This window comes from Pseudanabaena biceps PCC 7429 (assembly GCF_000332215.1).
Taxonomy (GTDB): domain Bacteria; phylum Cyanobacteriota; class Cyanobacteriia; order Pseudanabaenales; family Pseudanabaenaceae; genus Pseudanabaena; species Pseudanabaena biceps.
On sequence record NZ_ALWB01000036.1, the window covers coordinates 1 to 20,801 of the forward strand.

Sequence of the window (20,801 nt, forward strand, 5' to 3'; positions counted from 1 at the left end):
GTTGCTTCGCAACGCTTTCAAAAATTTCCTTGGTTTGGGTTTGAGCGCAAAGCGCGGTAAGAAATGGCGTAGCCATTTCTTACCTTGGTATAAAACCTAAAACCTGTGGCGCAAGCATCGCTTGCGCCATAGGTTTTAGCTATGGTTTTTAATTATGCTCAGTTACTTAACGTTATGATTGATACTGTGGCTAATTTGTCCAGATAACTATATGACTCAAACATCCCTTTCCCCTATTACCACCCAAGCAGCCCCACCTGAAAATCAATTTGTCCCTGAAAGCCAAGCGCCGCATTCTTGGTCTGCGGACTTTCTTCAAGAAGTGACAGCCCTAACTAAACGCCTATTTATCCAATTGCGTCGCCGTCCCACTACCTTGATTGCAGGAGTGTTGCAGCCCTTGATGTGGTTGCTTTTGTTTGGAGCATTATTTAGCGGGTTGCCTAAGGGGTTAGTTGGAGACGATCAGACCTATGTACAGTTTTTGGCGGCGGGGATCGTGGTGTTTACAGCATTCAGCAGTGCGCTGAATTCGGGATTGCCGATGCTGTTCGATCGCGAATTTGGATTTCTGAATCGGATTCTCGTTGCGCCCCTAGTTTCCCGTTTTTCAATTATTGTCGCTTCGGCAATTTTTATTATTGCGCTGAGCATGGTGCAAACAGCAGCGATCGTTTCGGTCAGTGGATTCATGGGGGCAGGTTTACCAAGCTTGAGCGGTTTGGCAGTCATGTCGTTTATTTTGATGCTCCTGATCGTGGACTTTACGATGTTGAGTTTGGGGCTTGCCTTTGCCATGCCCGGACATCAAGAGATGCTTGCCTTTATTTTCTTGGTGAATTTGCCCTTAATGTTTTCGAGCACCGCCCTTGCGCCACTTGCCTTCATGCCTACTTGGTTGCAGTGGATTGCCAGCCTGAATCCATTATCTTGGGCGATCGAGCCAATTCGTTATGTGTATAGCCATGCCACATGGGCTTGGAATAGCGTAATTTTTACGGCTCCTTGGGGTGATATGACAATGATCGAGGCCGCGATCGCCCTAGGTACTTTTGGTATCTTGGTCGGATTCTTTATTCGCGGTACTCTACGCCGAGGCATAGCATGATTGCGGATACGGGTGAGCTTCCTGCTTTTCCTGAAGTTCAACCCTTTGCCGATAACTGGTCATACCTTAAAGCGGAACTTGCTTGGCTGGATCGCGTACTTATGCGATCGCTAGCGAAACAGCGTCAAACCGATCGAGAAATCGATCGCGTTGCCAAAAATGCAGCCGATCGCTCCACTAGTCATTGGTGGAAAGGTTTTATTGCGATCGACCCATCTAAAGGTGGTAGTCAACTCCCCAAACATCCGCCTCAGACTAATCACCCCCTAGGACGCTTTGGCGATCGCCTAGAAGCTAGTCGCGAACAAAATATCCGCCTCGCGATCCCCGCCCTATGCGATCGCTTAGAACTTGATCGATTCGATCGAGATCTGCTAGTCCTCTGCCTTGCTCCTGAAATTAGTCGCCGTTACGAAAGACTTTATGAATTTCTGAATAATGACAACCACAATTGCAAGCAGCCTACCGTCGATTTGGCTCTACGCCTGTTTTGTCGCTCCGATGCGGAATGGCGCAAGGCTCGTAACTCTCTTACTCCACAATCCCCATTAATTAAACGCAAAATTATCCAGCTTTACCTTCCCTCGAATAGCTCCTCGCGATCGCTTCTTGCCAAAGCCATGCTCGTGAGTGAAAAGGCAGCTACCTATTTTCTCAGTGAAGATTTGCCCATTGAGTCAATTATTCCTAAACCTAGAAAGAAATAAAATTTTTAAGCCTGATTGCACTCCGTACCTTCAGCTTGACGTATGGAACCTAATACTGTGGAAACAATCACGCATTTTTTGCGATCGCCAGCTCTAGAAACAAAGGTAAGCCGACCTAATTCTCCTAAGCCATTAGGATTGCCCTGATGCTTAAACTGCACCCGATATACATCTGGTTCGGGAATTGCCGTAAGTTTAGTTAAGGTCGTGCGCGGTTCGGGTTCGCTATTGTCCACAATTCTGACCCCTTCCTCAAAATTTTGCCAAGGGAGATTATTCCAATAGGCTGCATCGGTAGAAGTCGTGGGAGACTGATGAACGGCATATTGCGCAAACCTAGTGGTATTTCTAAAAGTTGCCTGCCACATACTTTGGGTGCGTTTGGCATTGCTTTGCGCTATACGGAGGGTACTCAAAGCAATGCTTTGGACCGAGTTAAGTCTTTGGTTATTGACAAAGCTGAGCCAAGATGGAGCCGCGATCGCCGCGAGTATGCCGATACTAATCATCACAACTAAGATTTCGAGAAGTGTAAACCCTAAAATTCCGTGATGGCGAAGCCTTTTCCTCTTTCGATATGCGCCCATAGCTTTCAGTATTAAATCTGATGATTATTGGTTAAATTATAGCAAAACAACTTTTGTTTATCTGCTTACCGAAAATCAACTGATTTAATAGGGGTTATAGATGTGAATCTATGGGTGATTAGTCGCAGCCTTAAAATAGGACTCATACCAAAGCTCAAAATGGCGTAGCCATTTTGAGCTTTGGTATGAGTCAAAATTTGCATTGCGATCGCCAAATATAACTGTCGCCTGTACTAGGACATAAACCCCAAGAATTGACTGGCGACGCGAAGCGTCGTCAGTCAATTCTTGGGGTTGGATTTGTCCTAAGTCAAGTGACTGTAGCTATATCTCCTAGCAAGTGGTTGGTTTCTTTCCTGTGGATAGAGCACCAAGTATAGTTTGAATTCTTATCCAACCTGTATTCTGAGCGCCAGTGGGATTAGATGTGCTGAGGTTAATGCAAATAGGAAGCTGGTTAGAATTGGGATCGTAGATAAAGCCCCTCGCATCGAACTCAATATACTTATAGCCATTGGGATCGGTGGGGATATTATTTGGGGTATTAGTTACCGAGGCAAAGACTATACCTTGATCTAAAGATTGTAGACCTCCATTACTTCTCACGTTATCGAGCCGAAAGGTAGAAGTATCAACAAAGGTAATCCTAGTCCGCGTACTATAGGTAGTGGAGTTTTGGGTAGCGCTCTGAGTAGTTTGTTTATTGTTAGATTGTCTTGCTTTGGCATCTGACTGAGCGGTTTTAATGGCTTGAAAAACTTTGGTTTGCGAAGCATTGAGCCGTTGATTATTCACAAAACTCAACCAAGATGGTGCAGCGATCGCACTAAGAATGCCCACCATAACCATGACTACCAGAAGCTCTAACAGCGTAAATCCGAGAGACTTACCATAGCGATCGCGATGCTTTGAGTATCTGCTTTTAGTTTTCAATGGTTGTAGATATTTTTTGAGGATGTGCGGTAAATTCCCCAAAAAATAGCCAAATTTAATTAGTGGCAATCTTAAATAAATTCCTAAATTATTAAAGTTGAGCATGGTTCTTTTCCCTGAAGTTAGCTGAAATGACTATTGCTTAATGCCAATGGCACTGCGACCGAAGGCTCGTACATCTATCGTCGGGAAAAATGTGTTGTTGTTAGCTGTTGGAGGACGAGAAGATGCAGCAGCGGGGGGATTGGCTAAGCGAGCTAGGGCAGTACCTCTTAGGTAAACTCTGGCGGTAACGCTTTCAGGAGCGACACATACATAAAAACTGCTAAGTCGGGAAGGATTAGATGTTGTAAAGTCGGAAAAGTCAGCGGGAACTCTCTGTGTCACTACACCAGTTGTATTCGTAAGGGATAGAGGATTAATATTTCCCACGCCTACCGAAGGATCGTCACAGTCGGGATTGGTAGTAGTAGTTACTCCTGAAATAGTAATGTTCTTGCCGATCGGGACATTAATTCCTGCCGAGGCAACTGCCGTCGAGCCAGTACCTGCGGCGTTACTGTTGCCCCCTTGACTAGAGCTATAGACTGTATCATCCATAAAATCTACGAGACTTACAAACGGATTGGTTGTAAAGCTGAAAAAATCAAACTTTTTCCATGCTGATGCTTGGGATGACAGACTACCAGTACCCGCAAAACTGACTCGATTAAATCCTTTGTCGGGAACTATAAAATAATTACTAGTGTCTTGCTGCGTTACTGGACTAGTAATCAGTGGAGAGTTGGCAGGAGTGGCAGGCGCTAGATTGCCAGCACCGTCTCGGTTGGTTGCATTTGTAGTAGGACAGTTTCCCGTATCCGTGATCGTCCCGCCAGTACTGCAATACCATTGATAGCCATCCTTCAGTTCCCAGCGTAAAATTCGGGCTGTATTTGACCAAGAAGTGCTACCTAAATTTGCATCATTTTTTAGGTAATAGGCGACAAGAGAATTGGTATAGGTTCCCATACCATAGGGAACTTGGTAAGGATTGTTAGTGGTGTTATTGGAGGTACAGTTAGTTAAGGGTTTACTCGTTGGCGCACTTGTCGGATTGTCAATATATGGCATACATCCAACAATCTGTGATGCTCCTGTTTTGGTGTATCTTTGGCTTGAGGCTGGGTCGTAATAATAGCGTTTCCAAAACACTAAGACGGGAGTACATTGATTGCCTGAGTTGCAATCGGTGTTAATAGTTCCGCCATCGGCGATCCCTTGTCGGTGGGGAAGCTGATCGTTGATCGCCGCTAGGGCATCAGCCCCATAAATATAGGTGGCTTCTTGCAGGTCGTCAGCAATGTAGCTAATGGCAGCCTGTAGTTCTTCTTGAGCGTTGGCTTTCGCCGTTTCTTTGCGATCGCTATCTAGCACCCCTAGCAAGAAGCTCAGTAGGGTAGCTACCATTAAAGCCGCAATCAAAGAAGCAACTAGCAACTCAATTAAGGTAAAACCAGATACCGAACCTCGCCGATTTTTTTTTAAATATGGAGAATTTGGCGATCGCGATATTCCCTTGCGCTGCCGAGACAATAAATTTTGGAGAAGTTTCTTCATAGCATGGACTCCTTTGCTTTACTAATTTGAGCCAGTACCCGTTCGGATATTGTCAAGATTGGAGGCATTAACGGTTGGTAATATCTGCGATCGCATAGTTACTAAAGGGCAGTTTCTGGGAAGGGGACTACCAAAAGAAGATTGCCGAGAGCAAGCTGTTTCTGTACCCGTTAGCAGAGTTAAACCACTAAACAGAGCGTCAGCACGATAGACCCTAACTGCTAGCCAGAACCCTTGATTTTTCAAATCCGTAGAAGCCGTAGTCACTGTGTTGAGGGGACCACTCCGCATTGGCTGGATAAAAAAGTTTTGGGGATCACTATAAAATTCTTGAGGATTCCCACTTTTGTAGGAATTGCCATTGGGAGAAACACAAATACCTTGTACAGTGCCTGAAGGGACATTATTAGCGATATTTTGGCAAGCTGTACTATTGATGGGAAAGGTTGTAAGAGTTGGCGCAGCAATGGAGTCAAAGACATATTGAGCTTGAGCGTTTGCCGAGCCAGCAACGGCATTATTTTTTACCAAATTGCTGGGGAAGTTAGTTGTATCGATTACTCCGCCACGGACTGCATCAATATACGATCGCGCCGCTTGGGTGGCCTGATCTACCCGTCGGGAATTAATTCTCGAGGAAGTTGTGAGGGCAACCATCGGGGTAATTGCGGCAATTAAAATTCCGACAACCGCCACTGCGACAAGGGATTCCAGTAAAGAGAAGCCTGAGTCAGAAGGGGATAAAACTTTAGACCGTCCGTTCTTGACGAGATTGGCAAGATGATGGGCGATCGCGATCTTTGATACTTTGTGCAGTTTTTGCATATTTGTTCGTGGAGTTCGATCGTTCATAGATTGAATATTGAGATTGCCCATAATCCACCATCTTTCAAGAACAAGGATAATAACTCAGAATTTTTAATTAGAATTTCAATTAGAACTTTAATTGGATTTTATTTTATACCAAAACTAAAAATGGCGTAGCCATTTTTGAAATCTCAAAACCTTACTGGGTTTGGTTTTTAATTCATTTATCTTAATTCATTTAAGTGTTGGCTCACTTCAGTGAATTGGTATTAATTTGATTTTATTTGGTAAGGGTGAGAAATAATTTGTTTTCTACCCTTACCTTACCTACCCAAGGTCGTTACTTATACACAATGTTGGGTGTGTCGCCTGCGGTGGTAGTACCATAGGTAGTCCTATCGCAGTCAGTGCGGCGATCTCCTCCTCTCAGGACTCGCTTGACATATAGCGTAGGATCAGTACCTACACTCTGTTTTAAGCCAGCATTAACCGTCGAAGTGTTGGGGCTAGTTGCCGTAGGATCGAGGGGTTCTAGGGCACATAGTAAAGATGTTACCCAAGGGTCGTCACCACTGACTTCCCTAAAGAACTCATTAGCTCCAGCGATCGGGACAGCGAAACGTTGGGCAAAGAGGTCTGGTTGCTGGGTTAGGAGACCCACATCATAGCCCCAGAGGCGAATCGGTGCTGCATAGTAGGGAATGTTTTGAGGAGCGCTCGTAATGGATTGGTAAGACAAATCAAAACCACTCATACCTGCATTTGCCAATGAACTAGTGGAGGGTTGCACTGGGTTGATAAAGATAGTCTTGAGATCACCATAGACGGCTCCACTGCCATAGGCTCCACTACTACTCAGTACTAAAGGTGCTGATGCTGCGTAGGGCGCAGTGGCAAACTTACTCCGAGAATTTTGGATAAATCCGCCCGAAATCTTAATAGGAACGTTATGCCAGTTTTCAAGGAAGCGGACAAAGTTGGCTAAGCCTCCACCAGTTTCCCCTGAAGATACTGACGTATTGGGGCTTACTCCTGTGTTTGTCAAATTGATCGAGCTAGAGGTTGTATAACTTACGCCCTTTCTCGATGGCGATGCGCCAGCAACGAAGTAAACATTGACCTCCGTTTTGGTTGGACGTATTGTCCATTGTCCAGTGCTGGAGGAGGGTACACCATTGATACCACTGCCGTTATTGTCAGCTTGAGCGATCGTGGTTGCTGGACTGGTGACATTCGGGAAGTGAAGCTGTAGTACTGGTAGCAAGGCAGGTTGATTTACCTGAGTCATGGCTGTCATCAGGACATTGTCACTAATCATAGATTCAATGCCATAAAATCCTAAGAACCTTACGCCTCGGAACGAGGTATAGCCATCTAAGACGGCTATATCCGTAGTATTCGATGCTGTAGCTCCGCTGCTTGGCATTGTCCCGATAAAGTTGCCCGTCAATACACTGGGCTGACCCGCAGTACCAGAAAAAGTTACATTGGCTGCACTTATGCTGTTTGTACCAGTACCTGCACTAGTTAGATCGATCGCTGTACCACCTAAGGTATTTGCAAGCTGGAAAGTGCCCGAAGCAGGGACTGCATTTATAACGTAGTAGACCTGTGGACTATAGGTTCCTCCAGTGGCTAATCCTCCTGGAGGAGTTCCAGTGGTAGATAGATAAACGGGTTTGCCATTAGGGAAATCGGCAGCTGCTGCAGTTGGAATTGTAATTATGTCGGTGGTGGGGTTCGCCGTAATCGATGGAGTGGCGCTAGTTCTGGGGAAGACCCAGAAAATATTATTCGGATTGACTCCATCTAGCTGGACACGGAAGCTATTAAATACAATGTCTTCGTTTGCGTCAGCCATCATAATGAAGACAGGATCGTCACCTCTACGGATGCTGGTTGGCGTGCAAGTGCTGTCAGCCCCTGAAATTGGATCGGCGCAGTTGGCTCTGAATGTCAAAGTGCCTGAGAGCGTTCTGATATTGGTATTATTCGTACTCAACGTGCCAAGATTTTTCAAGTTATAGACATGAACCTTGTTTTTGGCATAGGTATTAGTCGCTCTCAAGGACAGATTGATATTAGAGCTGATATTGCCCGAACCAAGGCTCGTTAGAAAAGGCGAGATCAGAGCTGCTCCTCCTGGAGTATTTGCCAGCCTAAAGGTAGTCGGTAAGCTTGTTGCCGAGCTGCCTGCAATTACATCACGAACGTAGTAAGTCGTATTGGCGAGCAATCCTCCTGGAAGAGAACCGCCAGATAAAGTTACTGGTTCGTTATTTACCAAGTTATGCCCACCCGATACGGTGAATGTACCCGTCAATAGATTGCTTGCAGTAAATGCAGTTGTTCCCAAATTGACCGCAGGAGTAGTCGTCCCGTTGATATTAGTGGAAGCGTCTGGCTGTAAACCGACGAAAGCATTAGTCCCAGTATTTCCTGGAATCAGTTGCGCACTTCGTAAGCCAGTACCACCCGTCAAAGCAGTACCACTGCCACCAGTGGGAGCCGTACCCATAAAGGTAGCGATCGCTGCACTTGGACTATTTGTACCTGTCGCACAATTACCAGAGGAAATATTGTATTGAGTTGAGCTAACTGCACCAGTTGCGTCCCTAAATACCTTGTCTACGGTCTGATATGCATTAGAACTGCCAGTACCGCCACATACAGTATAGCTAGTAGCTGGTGTAACCCCGCTTGTTGTATTGCCACTGCTGTTGTTGTCGCTGGGGAAATGGGGGTTATAGGGAAGGTTTAAGTTGAGTAGGGTTGTTGACGCTGGCGAAGCCGTGGTATCGGCATAGGTACTAGTGTTAAAGGTGAATATCTTTGAGCTACAACGAGCATCCACGTAACCAGCGGTTGAGTCAATACAAACTGTTTCAGGCAATATCAACCTACCCATTGAGCTCAGGTTCGCTTTTAAATCTCCAGAGAAGCCACCGCCGATCGCGGGGAAACTCAAATTATTAATAAAGAGATTATTAGTAGAATAGACGACTCCATTGCCTTCTCCGAGCCAATTACCGTCGGAATAAGCCGAGCGATACCACAGGGTCTTATCTGCTGTTGGTGGTCGAGAATTACTCATCTGCGAGTTGTTGCTGTTGTTTGCTGTGGTGTCAGCGAGGTTTCCTGGCAGCATCGGTGTCTCACCACTAGATTGGGGCAGAGGGGGAACCTCAGGGAAAATAAGTACATCTCTTACAGCAGATGAATTTGTGGTAGAGCAAGCAGGTGAGGTTGGGAATGGATTTTTAGTCGAGCAAGCAGGTTCAAGGCTATTGTCTAAACTATTAATAGGGAAGACCTGAAGCTGTCCCGATCCCGTTGTCGTACCAACGATGGGTGTAGGCGTAGCAGCTGTCGCTAGAGCCGCCGTGGAAGCAAGCTGGAATGTATTTCCCGATACATTAGTAACGTAATAGGTCGTTCCAGATGCGAAGCCCGATGGTAATGCTCCGCTGCTATTAACTCTTAGCGTTACAGGTTGACCAATTAGGAAACTATGTCCTGAAGACGTAAAGTAGTCGGAAACAGGATCGAAACTGAAGGGTAGACCATTACCCCATACGTATTGCCCGATCGCACTACCGCTGTTGCCATTCCATGATGGAGCCGTGAATACACGGGGATAGGAATCTGACGAGGTGGGTGTGTGATAGAAGGGATAGGCAGCCGCAGGAGGTGCAATGATTGATAAAGGCATACCCGCCAATCCCTTAGCATGTTTGCTAGATAGATCAGGCAAGCTCGCAAATACAGGTTGATTGGGTAACGAAGAGCCACCACCACCCTTAGGTGTTGCTGTTACCGTAGGTGTTGCTGTAGGTGTCGCCGTAGCCGTTGGCGTGTTGCTAGGAGTAGCTGTTTTAGTAGGTGTTGCCGTTTTAGTTGGCGATGCTGTTGCCGTAGGTGTTACTGTTGCCGTAGGTGTTGCGACAATAGGAGTAGACGTAGGTGTCGGAGAGATACTTGGTGTATTAGTTGCTGTTGCTGTAGGACAAACTGAATTAGCTGCAACGTAGAAATCGTCGTTATTATCAAGAACTGTACTGGTGTTACAGTTAGCGCTACCACTAAAGGTATTGGGATTATCGTTAGTGATGATGCCACGTCGTAGAGATTGATTAGATGTAGTACCACTACTAACACCTGATGGTGCAACTCCAGTGGCAGAATAGCCACCACCCGCTGCACCTGACGCATAAATTACGTTACTGCCGTTAATATTGTCGATACTGACCTTAAACTCTTCACTTCCCAGTTCATCAGAACTGTCGCGTACAACCAAGACCGATAGGGTTTTGATATCAGGATCGTTATCAGGGGAGGGCACTGAACCCCTTCCTGTCCATGTTACCGTCGTCGTACAGGAAGGATTAATCGGTGCGGGCGTAGAGTTTGAGGCAACAGGTAGGGTGGGGTTACAAGGATAGGCTGCACCTGCGGCTACACCATTGATGGCGACGGTCGAGGCATTGTAAAAAGCATTGAGATAATCAGCTTTAGGTATAGTAATTGTGTGCGTGCCACTACCACCTGAAAGCGTAATCGGAGTACCATTAGGGACGTTTGCTAGTTGGAAAGATGTCCCCGTAGTTAAGACGTAGTAAGCAGTTTCTGTTTTTAAAGGCGAAGGAAGTGTACCTGTTGAACTTACAGCTACGCGAGTATCCTTAGTAAAGGATGCTGTGGCTGTTAAGGTGCTACCACTAACCGTAAAAGTAGGCTTAGTGTTGATGGCAAGGGTTGAGGCTGGAGGAGTCCCTGGAGCACCTGTATTGTCAGATAGTAAGGGGAAAGGATCGCCAGGTACCCCTGGGTAAGTGTTAGAGGTAGATAAGCTAGGTGTACGTGGGAATAGAGTAACCCCAACGCTAACCGTTTGCCCTGGTTGCAATGACGCACGATTATTCAAGCGAACGCCAAAGTCAAAGCGTTTGTAAACGGTGTTGTTAGTGCTGCGTTTACCATTAGAAACGCCATTGGAAGATATACTTTGTCCCAAAGTATTATCAAGACTATTCGTGACATTACCAGTAGTATTAGGTGAAGCCGTCGAATCGCTAGAGCCTGATAAATTCGGAGCTGGCAAATTTGTTGAACTTATTTGGGTTTCAAGGGAGCCAATGGAAGCTGTCGTAGTACCGTTTTGATCTCTTCTCCGACCTTCTGGCAGTGACACATTACCTGCACTAAAACTACCGCTAGACATACTACCTAGCTCGATAGTCATGCCTGAATCTGGACAACCAACTGTTCCGTAACTATTTTTGGTACTGAAGCTAAAAGGTGCGCCTAAAGAGCCCATGAGCATGGGGTAGGTATAGCCTGTGGCAAGATTGCCATCTTTTACGCCGATGGGCAGGGGCCAAGACTGGTTGATGCCTGGGCAACTGCTGGCAAAAATTAGTTGCTCGTTACCATCTTGATAGATATCGTCAAAACGGAGGAATGACAAACGGCGAGCATAGCGCCAATCGGTTGAATCAATATAGCGCGGTGCAGCGGCAGGGGTAGAGATCGTGGTGCTATTTGCCGTAAAGTCTGGTAGGGTTGTGGTTCCTGCGCCGTCCTTAACCCAATCGGAGAAGGTACATTCAGTAGCAGGGATTTTGCGGCAGATCTCCATGCCGTACTCATTAAAATTAATGCGTCGCTGTACGGGCGTAACGCCGTTAGCGTTGTAGCTAGCCATGTTGCCATTAACTGGAGTGGATGACTCAGGTGCTCCCATCCAAGTCGTACTAGTCGTACCCGTGCCACCATCCGAGTTGAGCGGAATTAGCCAAGGGGAACTGGTGACGAAGTTGTTGTTAAAGAAGCCGTTCCGTCGGAGATCGAGAACATAGCTACTATCCTTGAGAGTATCGCTGTTATAGACAGAAGGATTTAGCTGTGACTGCCAGTTGATGCTAGTAGAGGTGTTGGCATTGTTGCGCAGGTCAAAGTCGCCATCACTGCGATAGCCATCACGGAAATTAGCGGATAGAACTGTGACTGCATCGGCTAAAACCGTCGTCGATCGCCATTCATCGCCGGTCGTACAGTTGGAATTAGATCCAGGTCTGCAAGCAAAGTTTCCATTGAGCTTGTCACTAGCCCCATTATTTGCATGACGAGTGTAGAAATTATTCCATACTGCCGTCAGTTCTGCCGTTGTAGGAGGATTGGATAGGGTTTCATTGAGGATTTTGGTAAATTCCTGCTGTGTATGCTTGTTAAATCCAGGAGTCGCACTGGCGTTCGCAGGATCGTACTGAGCCTTAACATAAACGGGATTGTTAGAAACTAGGGTTAGCCCCTTTTCGCCCAGAGTGGCGGTAGTCCAAGGGTAGCTCGCATAGGTGGTACTAGAAACAGCAACACTACCATTGGTGTTACCGAGGTTAGCGGTGGTAAGACTGCTCCGCCATAGCCGTAGTCCATTGATCAGGCGAATGCCACTAGGCTTGCGGGTGGGATCAAGCAGAAAATCCGTGGAACTCAGGCTGCTTTGGTCGGTGCTGGTTGTTGAAGTTGGATTGCCGCTCCCATCAACCTTGTAATAGCTTAAGTCAGGCAATGCATCTTCACGGCTAGCGTAGACGATGCCACTGTAGGGTAGCAAAAATTCGGTAGCAACCCCTGTAGAGTTGATCGTACCTGTGACAGTAGATCCGCGCATCCGATCCATGTCTATATCTGTGGTACGGATTTCAAGGGGTTGGCGTTGCTCGATTTCTAGATCGTAGATATCGCCGCGATTTTTAGTTGCAGTTGTACCCGTAGCGTATAGCCCACCTGTTGAAGTGGTGTTGTTGCCATTCGCGCCTTCGGTGAGGGATTCATTGCGATTGAGGGACTTAACTTCTCTACCATCAAGGAAAGCTGCTTCTCTAAAAGTGCCGTGGGGCAGTTGAATACCTGTAATAGGAGTAGGAGGAGTGCCTGTGGCTAAGTTAAGAGTTGTATCGAGAATCTGTAAGGCGCAGAGATTGGCATCAAGGGTTGATTGCTGTGGCAGCGTGAGCTTTGCTGCGGCTGCCGTTGATACGCCTTGGTCGTAGACGATCTTTTTGAGTACTTCCCGTAGATTCGGATTAACAAAGCGACCATTAGGGAAGATGAGGTTGGCTTGATAGCCAAGGCGATCGCTAAGATTGGCGGTTTTGTCAGCAGGGTTGCGAGCCTTGTCCGCAAATTTGTAGATAAAGGATGCAGGCGTACTGATGGAGTTATCGTAAAACAGCCCAGTGCTGTTGTCGTATTTAATATTGGTAAAGTCTACGCTGGTATCGGAGGCGGTTTTGCCAACTACATAGACTAAGCCATTATTCGAGCGTCCACTACCTCCACTATTCCAAGGCGCACCAGAGTAATTCTTAGCCGTGCCTGAGTTGGTGGGATCGTAATAACTGCTGACACAGGCGATCGGTCTTTGGTAGGTTGTGGGCGCACCCACTGCGTTATAAGCACTATTTTTATAGTGATAAATTGCCGAAGCACGCATTTGTAGATCGCCTTTACGAGTATCGCTCGCATTTCCACTTGTCATGGGCATGGAGTCTGGCCAGACTACGTAGTTGCGAGGCTCTTGTTCGCCATCTGTATTGGTGTCGTAGGTATCGCGAGCTGCGGCAAAATAAAGTTCGTTAAAAGCCGTAATCGGATTGTCTTGAGGCTGACCATTCCAAAGGGGAGCGCTAGATTCATCTATCTTGAAGCCTGTATTTGTAATATCTTGAAATCCAGTACGGAAACGCGATAGGAAAGAATCTTCTGGTCTACGGCTATAGATACCTGCATTGGTGACTACCCTTAGCCCGCCTGTTTGGGGAGAAGTGCTAGGAGTCGTATTAGATGGGTTAGTCGGATCGGTAATGGTGGGATCCGCCGCAGCCGAGAGTTCCCAAAATCCGCCGCGATCAGTTACACCGAGATTGCTGAGAGGGATAGACTGAGTGTATCGATAGCGGGGGACGGGGCCTGCGGTGCTTTCATTGGGATCGTTCCAGAAGACCGATGAGTTTGTGGTGATATAGTTTTGCTGCGAACTGCTCACATATCCCAGAATATTGGTACTAGGATTGACGTAAAGCCATTGAGCGGGGAAGCCATTACCTACTAGGACGCGATCGCCCAGCATTCTCTCGCTAGTATTGGCGGTTACATAGCTGGGATCGCTAGCGGCAAGGGCAAGACGATTGGTTACCGATGTCGGTCTCAGGAGGGTGTAACCATTGGCAGTATCAGTGATTGCTCCTTTGCCATCAAAGCCTGCACCTGTAGCGGGATCGTAGGAACCAGCGGCTTTACCAAAATTGGTATTGGCGTAGCTGGGCAACATCCAAGTGACTGGTGGCGCTAGATCGGGGGCGTTAGGAAATCCAGGAACGGCAATTTCTGTTAATAAAGTTGAAGGAGTGGTGTCTGTTCCTTGAAAGGCGACTTCGCGGAATGAGACCTTGTGGATGCGAGCGCTAAAATAAGTCTGATAGGCGGCAATTCTAGCAGCATTCACTTCCGCTTGAGAGGATAATGCACCGTCTTTAATGCGATCAACCAGATCGGCTTGGACGGAAGTGGGATCTTGCTTGCTGGCGTAATTGAGGTTACTAGTACTAAAGTTTGATGGGATGGGGAAGGTGACTGAGACAGCTCCACGACCAGCGATCGCTGCGTTTACCAATATGTTAATCCGATTGTTAAACGCAAAGTCATTGAGTGACAAATCGGAGCTAAGATTGCCTGTTACGCTACTATCAACACTCTGGGTAGTTTCGTCAATTAGTTTGACCCCACCAGTAGTTGTATTTGGTGGTTTCCCCGCACCCAAAAATAGGTGTACCTGAACATTACCCGTAGCACTGGAGGTCGTTCCAGTTTTGTCTGGAGATAGTGCTGTCGTATCGGTATAAACGGCATCTCCTTCGACGACGTTACCAGCGATAACCATCTGGCTGTTTCCTTCGGTGTAATAGCAGGAGCCAAGCAAGTTGGGGTTTGTGGGGTCATCTCCTGAGCTACTGACTTGATAAAAGGTAATATTGCGATTATTGCCCGCACCTACCATGAGGTTGCCAGCGCTATAAATTCTTCCATTAATACGGAAGGTGGCAACGTTAACTAGTTCGGTATCACCTTCAAAGAAAACGGCGTTATTGTTTTGAGGCGATCGCGCACGGTCTTGTTGTAGTTCTACTGCACTAATTGCTCTGGGTCCTGTATAGACCTCATACAGCGCTTTTTGAGAGGCATTGCTAGGAAAACTTGCCGTATCCGTAATGGGGACGGTAACTGCATAGATAAAGAAGGCTTTGCGGAGTTTATTATCTCCAGAAGTTGACCAGCCTCCATTGCTAGCGATGTTCGTCAATCCACCCGTGGAAACACAAGAACCTGAGAGGGTGGTTTCATCCATGGGCAAGGATCGGGACTCAATGGGAACGATTGGGCGATCGCTTACGGATGGGGGACGGGCTCGAAAGAGAATACTGTATAGCCCATAGGAGTCAAACTTGCCATTATTGTCGGTATCGATCGGGAACTTCCAAGCCGTCGATACATATTCCCGATTTTCAATTTTGTTGCCAGTGATACTGGTCGTTGCACTAATATTGCCGTCTGGGCTAGAGGTTGCCGTACCCGTAGAACCAACAGGGGTCAAGAAATCGTATACAAGTTGGAGGCGGGTTTCATCGGGCAATGTATATTTGCCACTGTCGGCGGACATGACAGTGTCTAGAGTGAGTTCTGGCGGTGTGGTTCGAGGTAAGTTGCTGTCATTTAAGAGTGCGTTAATTTTCGCTCTGGCTCGGTCAACAACGGGGGTCGCTGCGCTCCGAAAAACCTGTTCGGTACGAGCATTGGATGCGCTTTTGGCTCGTTCGGAGGTTCTTGCAACCGTCGTAACCACCAATAAAGTGACAATTAAGGTTACTAAGGTCACAGTTGGTAATACAAAGCCAGCCGCACTGCCCTTCCTTTGTCCCTTTGATGCTCCTAATAATTGCCGCACAAATCGGCGACTGATGCGAATAGGACTACCGATTTTATTCAGCCATTTTCTTAACTTGGCGATAAACTCGGCAAAGAAGCGATTGATTTTACGGCTTTGCTTAGAATCAGACATAACTTTTACCAACCTGACTGCAATATATTACCCAAGCAAGTTACAAAAGTTGCAATTATTTTGACGGGATATTGCGAGAACCATAATGGTTTGTGGAAGCGCACCCTGAAGGAGTGCGCTTCCACAAACCCAAAAATCTACAAATGATTTAGGATGGCTATATTTTAAATTTCAACTTTAAATTTAAATAGCGATCGCCATTTACGCTATTTAAATGATCACTAATACCAATGCACGAACCAATGCACGAAAGTGTGACAACACTTTTGACTTTTGTGCATTGGTATTAGTGAATTAAAATTTGCAAGTTAAAATTTGCAAGTTAAAAACCAAACCTAGTAAGGGTTTGAAAAAACTAAAAATGGCGTAGCCATTTTTAGTTTTGGCATAAGGCGATCGCCTAAGATATCTTCAACTCAAACTCGAATGAGACGATTGCATGATTAATATCGCTACAGCCCCATTAGAACTAAATTCGCGGAGATTTTATCTAGGGCTAGCGCTCGCTCTAGGTTTGCATTTATTTTTGATTAGCTTGCCAATTGCCTTTTGGGTAGATATGAATCTATACAAGGCTTGGTCCATAGATATGGTGCAACAAGGATTTGCTAATTTCTATAATTACTCAACTAACTGCGACTACCCACCTACTTATCTCTATGTACTATGGGTGATTGGCAAGATCTATCAATTCTTCGATCCGAGCTTTAGTCATACGGATGGATTGCTATTAACGATTCTCATTAAAATCCCTCCAGTATTTGCTGATATTGCTTCCGCGTTTTTGATCGCCCAAATTTTGAAAGCCCATACTTCCGTTGATAAGGCTTATACAATGGGGCTAATCTATGCTTTTAATCCTTTAATGCTATTTGTATCCGCAGTTTGGGGACAGGTGGATGGGATTATGACTTTGTTGATGCTGTGGGCATTTTATTTGATTCAACAAAACTACGTTGTGAGAGCAGGGCTGCTCATTGCCGTGATGGTGATCGTCAAACCGCAAGGACTTTTTTTTGCACCATTTTTAGTTCTATCTCAATGGTTTCGTCAAACTTGGTGGAAATGGGGGGCAATTATTGCGGGTGGTTTAGTTGCAATCTGGTTGATTATCTTGCCATTTTATGGGGTGGGGTCGATCGCAGTGGTGAGTATAATCAACCCATTTTTATCTCTATATAAATTGCTCAGAGCTACGGCTGATTACTATAGTTTTGCTTCGGTAAATGCATTTAATTTTTGGGGTTGGGCGAATTGGATACGCGACTATACGACCTTTGGTGGGTTTAGTTATAAGGTAATTGGTCTCAGTCTTTTGGGCATACTTCTGGGGTGGTTAGCGATATTTCTATATCAGCAACGTCATCATCAAGCCCAATTTGCTGGGCAATGTCTAGCGCTTTCGACTATGCTATTTGGCTTTTTTATGCTGCCGACAAGGATGCACGAACGATACATGCTATACGGATTGGCTTTCTTGGCGATCGCGATCGCCTTGATTCCTGCCGTTAAGTGGCTTTATTGGGGATTGACATTGACGGGTGCTGTAAATGTGGGTTATGCCTACCTCCGATATAACTATGAAGACTTGTTTTATGCAATTCCCGAAATATGGCTACAAAGCGTAGTCTATATAACCAGTGCTGTAAACGTAACATTGTTTGCCCTGATGCTATTCCATACATTTCGTATGTTTCGCCAGCAATCACAGCAATCACAGCAATCATTGTTATCTGTTCCTTTAACATCGGAGGGCAGTCGCTAAATAAGTGAGCCTTAATTAAATATAAAAACCTAAAACCTGCGGCGCACGCGCAGCGTGCGCCACAGATAGGAGCCACTTACTTGAGAAATTTCGCTGTTTGCGCCTTTGATATTTGAGCCATCAACCCTATGAAAAACTTGCTATCTTTATCTGTTGTTCTCCCTGCCTATAATGAAGCTGAAAATATTGGTTTGACGATCGCCTCTGCGGTGAAGTACTTAAGCGATCGCCAGATCTGTTACGAAATTATTGTGGTAAATGATGGTTCTATCGATGCAACTCCTGCGATCGTGACAGATTTAGCCAAGCAAAATCCCCAAATTCGTCTAGTTAACCATCACCGCAACTTGGGCTATGGTTCGGCTCTACGCAGTGGATTTGATCGGGCTTTGCATGAATATATTTTCTTGACCGATGGTGATGGACAGTTTGACATCAGCGATCTGGATCGGTTCTTGCCATATATTCAAGATCGTGAAGGGAATTTGTTATCAAAAATCGTGATTGGCTACCGAGCAAAGCGAGCCGATTTGTTTATCCGCTCTGTCAATGCGTGGCTCTATCATATTTTCATTCAATGGGTATTGGGAATCAAAGCTAGGGATATTGATTGTGCCTTTAAACTATTTCCTCGCCATATATACCAATCGATCAAACCGATTAAATCTGATGGAGCCTTGTTTAGCGCTGAGTTTCTCTCTAAATTAGAGCATTTTCTCCTACGGGAACCATCGCTATCCCCCATTGTTGAGCTACCAGTACAGCATTTCCCGCGCCGATTTGGCAAGGCTACTGGGGCAAATATTAAGGTGATTCTTAAAATGTTTTGGGAATGCTGGCAGTTAAAAAAGGAATGCAATGAGGAAAATCAGATCCAATTAAAGCCTGGCACGCTATCTGGCATAAACCACATTCGCTCGTAAAAAGCACTATGGGACACGGGTAAACCAATCCAAATCGGTAAAAAGAAAATTTGGCTTAATAGGACTAAAGCGATAATTACATAGCCTAGATAACTAACTATTCCCTTTCTATCGAGCATCTGGCTGACAATCCATGCTAAAGCCACAAAGCTAAAAGCTGCCGATGATAAATAGTGATAGACAAAGAGACATCGCTTTACGAGCAGCCAAGGTGCGTAGTTGGCGAAATATCCCAAAAGCAAATAGTTATTACTACCAATATTAGAAAATTTTTGAAACTTCGGTAAAAGAGAGGTAATAGTTATGAAAACTATGGCGATCGTCGAAAACCACCACAAAATTGGATTTCCCAGCCCCTGCATCACCGTGAAATAACCATCTCGGTCTTGAAAATAATAACCGACAGTTCTGGCTAAGACTGGCCATGAAATTACCGTCGAACAATAGGGATGGGAGGGATGTTCGGGAGTACTAATCATTTCTGCGGTATTATGCCACCAGATAATATGGTTTTGGACTCTCACTAACGATTCCCAAAATGAGTGGATCGCCCCTAAGCCTGTTTCAGGAGCAACTCCACCTGGGTTAAGTATAAATAGGGGGAGCCATTGGACTAAATAGAATGCTAACGGGGCTAATACGAAACCAAGGATATATTGCCACCAATACAGTGTCGTAATTTCTCTAAAAATCCCTAGTTTGGCTAAATTCTTGGGGAAGAATTTGGCAATTATCCATACTAATGAAACAACTAAAAATACTAATAGGCTAAATCCCAAACCATTCCACTTTACAGAAGTGGATGCACCGAGCATTAGCCCTGCACAACAAAGCAGCCATGTACGTAATTTCCCTTTTTGTTCTAAAGCTGCTACTAAAAAAATTTGTGAGGTTATGCCAAAGGAAACTAAAAATATATTTAACAACCCCGTGCGGGATTCCACTAAAAATAACCCATCGCTACAGAGGAATAGACCTGATAGTAAGGCAAAATTACGTTTGTGAGTTAGGCGATAAACCAATCCAATCAATAGCAGCGGAGCAATCGAGCCAAAACAGGCACTCAGAAGGCGATAACCAATTTCATTACGCCCAAATATTAGGATACCGAGCATGATGAAGAACTTACCTAGCGGGGGATGTCCTTCCCAAGTCGGATTGCCATCTAGATATTCTTCAGCATATTTGCCGAAGAGAACTTCATCAAAAATGGGATAGGGAACCGTCCCTAATTGCCAAAAATGTAGCAATGCCGCGATCGCAAAAATCCCGACTGCACCCAAGATTAGATACAAATCCCATGAAGTTTGATAATTGTTAAGACTCCCCAAAGCGTTTTTTTCTGAATTCTGCTCAGAGATATTCCCAGAGATAGGCTCAGAGTTTTTTTTCTGTAGGGGCTTCTGTAAGTTCTGCATAATTATCCTGCAATACTATCCTGCAATACTATCCTGCAATGTTTTGATCTGTTTTGTTGTCGGTGTTATCTGCGGACCTTACTTTTTGAGAATGTTGATACCAAGTGCTTGCTGCGATTAGTAGCGCTAATCCTAAGCTGCTTGCCAATAAAGGTAGCACATCGTGATTGGAACTCATTTGTACGCCAGTACTACCGAGAAATACAAAAGGGGCAATCCCCAGCGGTGTTCCTAGTAAAGTACCGATCAAGTAATCACGCTGTCTGATCGGACTCAAACCTGCGGCAATGCTGACTACGCCATAGGGAATTAAAGGAAATAGCCTTGAGGCAAAGGAATAGGCTATCCCTCCAACCATCAAGCCCTGCCCTACATTTGACCACCGCTCCTCAAGGCGCATAAATCTGCTCCCCAATGATCGCGCTAACATAAACCCTAATAATGCTGAAAGTAAAGCCCCCATAGATGTGAGTAGTAAACCTTCGACCCCACCATAAAGTGCTCCCCCAGCAATATTAAAGGCTGTTACGGGTAGAATCAGCAGAGTGGCGATCGCGTAGGCAACTACAAAAATCATATCTCCCCAAGCCCCCGATGCTTGAACGACATCCTGAATTTTGCTCAGCCAATCGATATGAATAATCGCGAACCAACCACTAGCGATCGTGCAGACACAAACTATACCTATGAGGATTTTTTTATTGTGATCCATGGGAAATAAATTAGCTTTTTTAGGCTTCTTTAGGTAAGTGGGCTTAATTAAATATAAAACCCTAAAACCTACGGCGCACGCTGCGCCTGTGCCGCAGGTTTTAGATCTAGATTTTAATTGTG

Annotated in this window: 12 protein-coding genes; 4 read left to right on the forward strand and 8 right to left on the reverse strand. The window is 45.6% G+C overall.

The features are described 5' to 3' along the window. The first annotated feature begins 211 nt into the window (after positions 1-211). Positions 212-1,108 (forward strand): ABC transporter permease, encoded by an 897-nt coding sequence (locus PSE7429_RS06235; RefSeq protein WP_009626254.1) that lies wholly within the window; start codon positions 212-214, stop codon positions 1,106-1,108. Continuing rightward, positions 1,105-1,815 carry a hypothetical protein gene (locus PSE7429_RS06240; RefSeq protein WP_009626255.1) on the forward strand — a complete coding sequence of 237 codons (711 nt, stop codon included), beginning with the start codon at positions 1,105-1,107 and terminating at the stop codon, positions 1,813-1,815. The genes PSE7429_RS06235 and PSE7429_RS06240 overlap by 4 nt, the downstream gene beginning before the upstream one ends. 5 nt (positions 1,816-1,820) lie before the next feature. Here the strand turns inward: PSE7429_RS06240 and PSE7429_RS27080 are convergent, their stop codons facing one another. The 6 genes from PSE7429_RS27080 to hpsA form a co-directional block, all read right to left on the reverse strand. Next, positions 1,821-2,402 carry a type II secretion system protein gene (locus PSE7429_RS27080; RefSeq protein WP_009626256.1) on the reverse strand — a complete coding sequence of 194 codons (582 nt, stop codon included), beginning with the start codon at positions 2,400-2,402 and terminating at the stop codon, positions 1,821-1,823. A gap of 108 nt (positions 2,403-2,510) precedes the next feature. Next, positions 2,511-2,687 carry a hypothetical protein gene (locus PSE7429_RS26255; protein WP_158467616.1) on the reverse strand — a complete coding sequence of 59 codons (177 nt, stop codon included), beginning with the start codon at positions 2,685-2,687 and terminating at the stop codon, positions 2,511-2,513. Positions 2,688-2,735: 48 nt separating this feature from the next. Then, positions 2,736-3,440: a type II secretion system protein gene (locus PSE7429_RS23385; RefSeq protein WP_009626257.1), complete on the reverse strand. Its 705-nt coding sequence runs from the start codon at positions 3,438-3,440 to the stop codon at positions 2,736-2,738. Positions 3,441-3,470: 30 nt separating this feature from the next. Beyond that, positions 3,471-4,934: a prepilin-type N-terminal cleavage/methylation domain-containing protein gene (locus PSE7429_RS06255; protein ID WP_009626258.1), complete on the reverse strand. Its 1,464-nt coding sequence runs from the start codon at positions 4,932-4,934 to the stop codon at positions 3,471-3,473. Positions 4,935-4,955: 21 nt separating this feature from the next. Beyond that, positions 4,956-5,810: a prepilin-type N-terminal cleavage/methylation domain-containing protein gene (locus PSE7429_RS23390; RefSeq protein ID WP_009626259.1), complete on the reverse strand. Its 855-nt coding sequence runs from the start codon at positions 5,808-5,810 to the stop codon at positions 4,956-4,958. Positions 5,811-6,081: 271 nt separating this feature from the next. Beyond that, positions 6,082-15,861: a hormogonium polysaccharide biosynthesis protein HpsA gene (gene hpsA / locus PSE7429_RS06265; RefSeq protein ID WP_009626260.1), complete on the reverse strand. Its 9,780-nt coding sequence runs from the start codon at positions 15,859-15,861 to the stop codon at positions 6,082-6,084. 439 nt (positions 15,862-16,300) lie between these two features. Here hpsA and PSE7429_RS06270 point away from each other — a divergent pair, with 439 nt between their 5' ends. Both PSE7429_RS06270 and PSE7429_RS06275 read left to right on the forward strand, forming a co-directional pair. Further along, the gene (locus PSE7429_RS06270) at positions 16,301-17,626 is read left to right on the forward strand and encodes a glycosyltransferase 87 family protein (protein ID WP_009626261.1); all 1,326 of its coding nucleotides are present in this window, start codon (positions 16,301-16,303) and stop codon (positions 17,624-17,626) included. 128 nt (positions 17,627-17,754) lie between these two features. Next, positions 17,755-18,549, forward strand: a complete 795-nt coding sequence (locus PSE7429_RS06275; RefSeq protein ID WP_009626262.1) for a glycosyltransferase family 2 protein — start codon at positions 17,755-17,757, stop codon at positions 18,547-18,549. On the opposite strand, the gene PSE7429_RS06280 is transcribed toward PSE7429_RS06275, so the two are convergent. Together PSE7429_RS06280 and PSE7429_RS06285 are read right to left on the reverse strand one after the other, a co-directional pair. Continuing rightward, on the reverse strand, positions 18,495-19,967 hold the full coding sequence (locus tag PSE7429_RS06280) for a phospholipid carrier-dependent glycosyltransferase (RefSeq protein WP_009626263.1): 1,473 nt from the start codon (positions 19,965-19,967) through the stop codon (positions 18,495-18,497). The two genes, PSE7429_RS06275 and PSE7429_RS06280, sit on opposite strands and share 55 nt — an antisense overlap. A 28-nt stretch (positions 19,968-19,995) precedes the next feature. Next, the gene (locus PSE7429_RS06285; RefSeq protein ID WP_009626264.1) at positions 19,996-20,679 is read right to left on the reverse strand and encodes a TVP38/TMEM64 family protein; all 684 of its coding nucleotides are present in this window, start codon (positions 20,677-20,679) and stop codon (positions 19,996-19,998) included. Between the last annotated feature and the right edge of the window lie 122 nt (positions 20,680-20,801).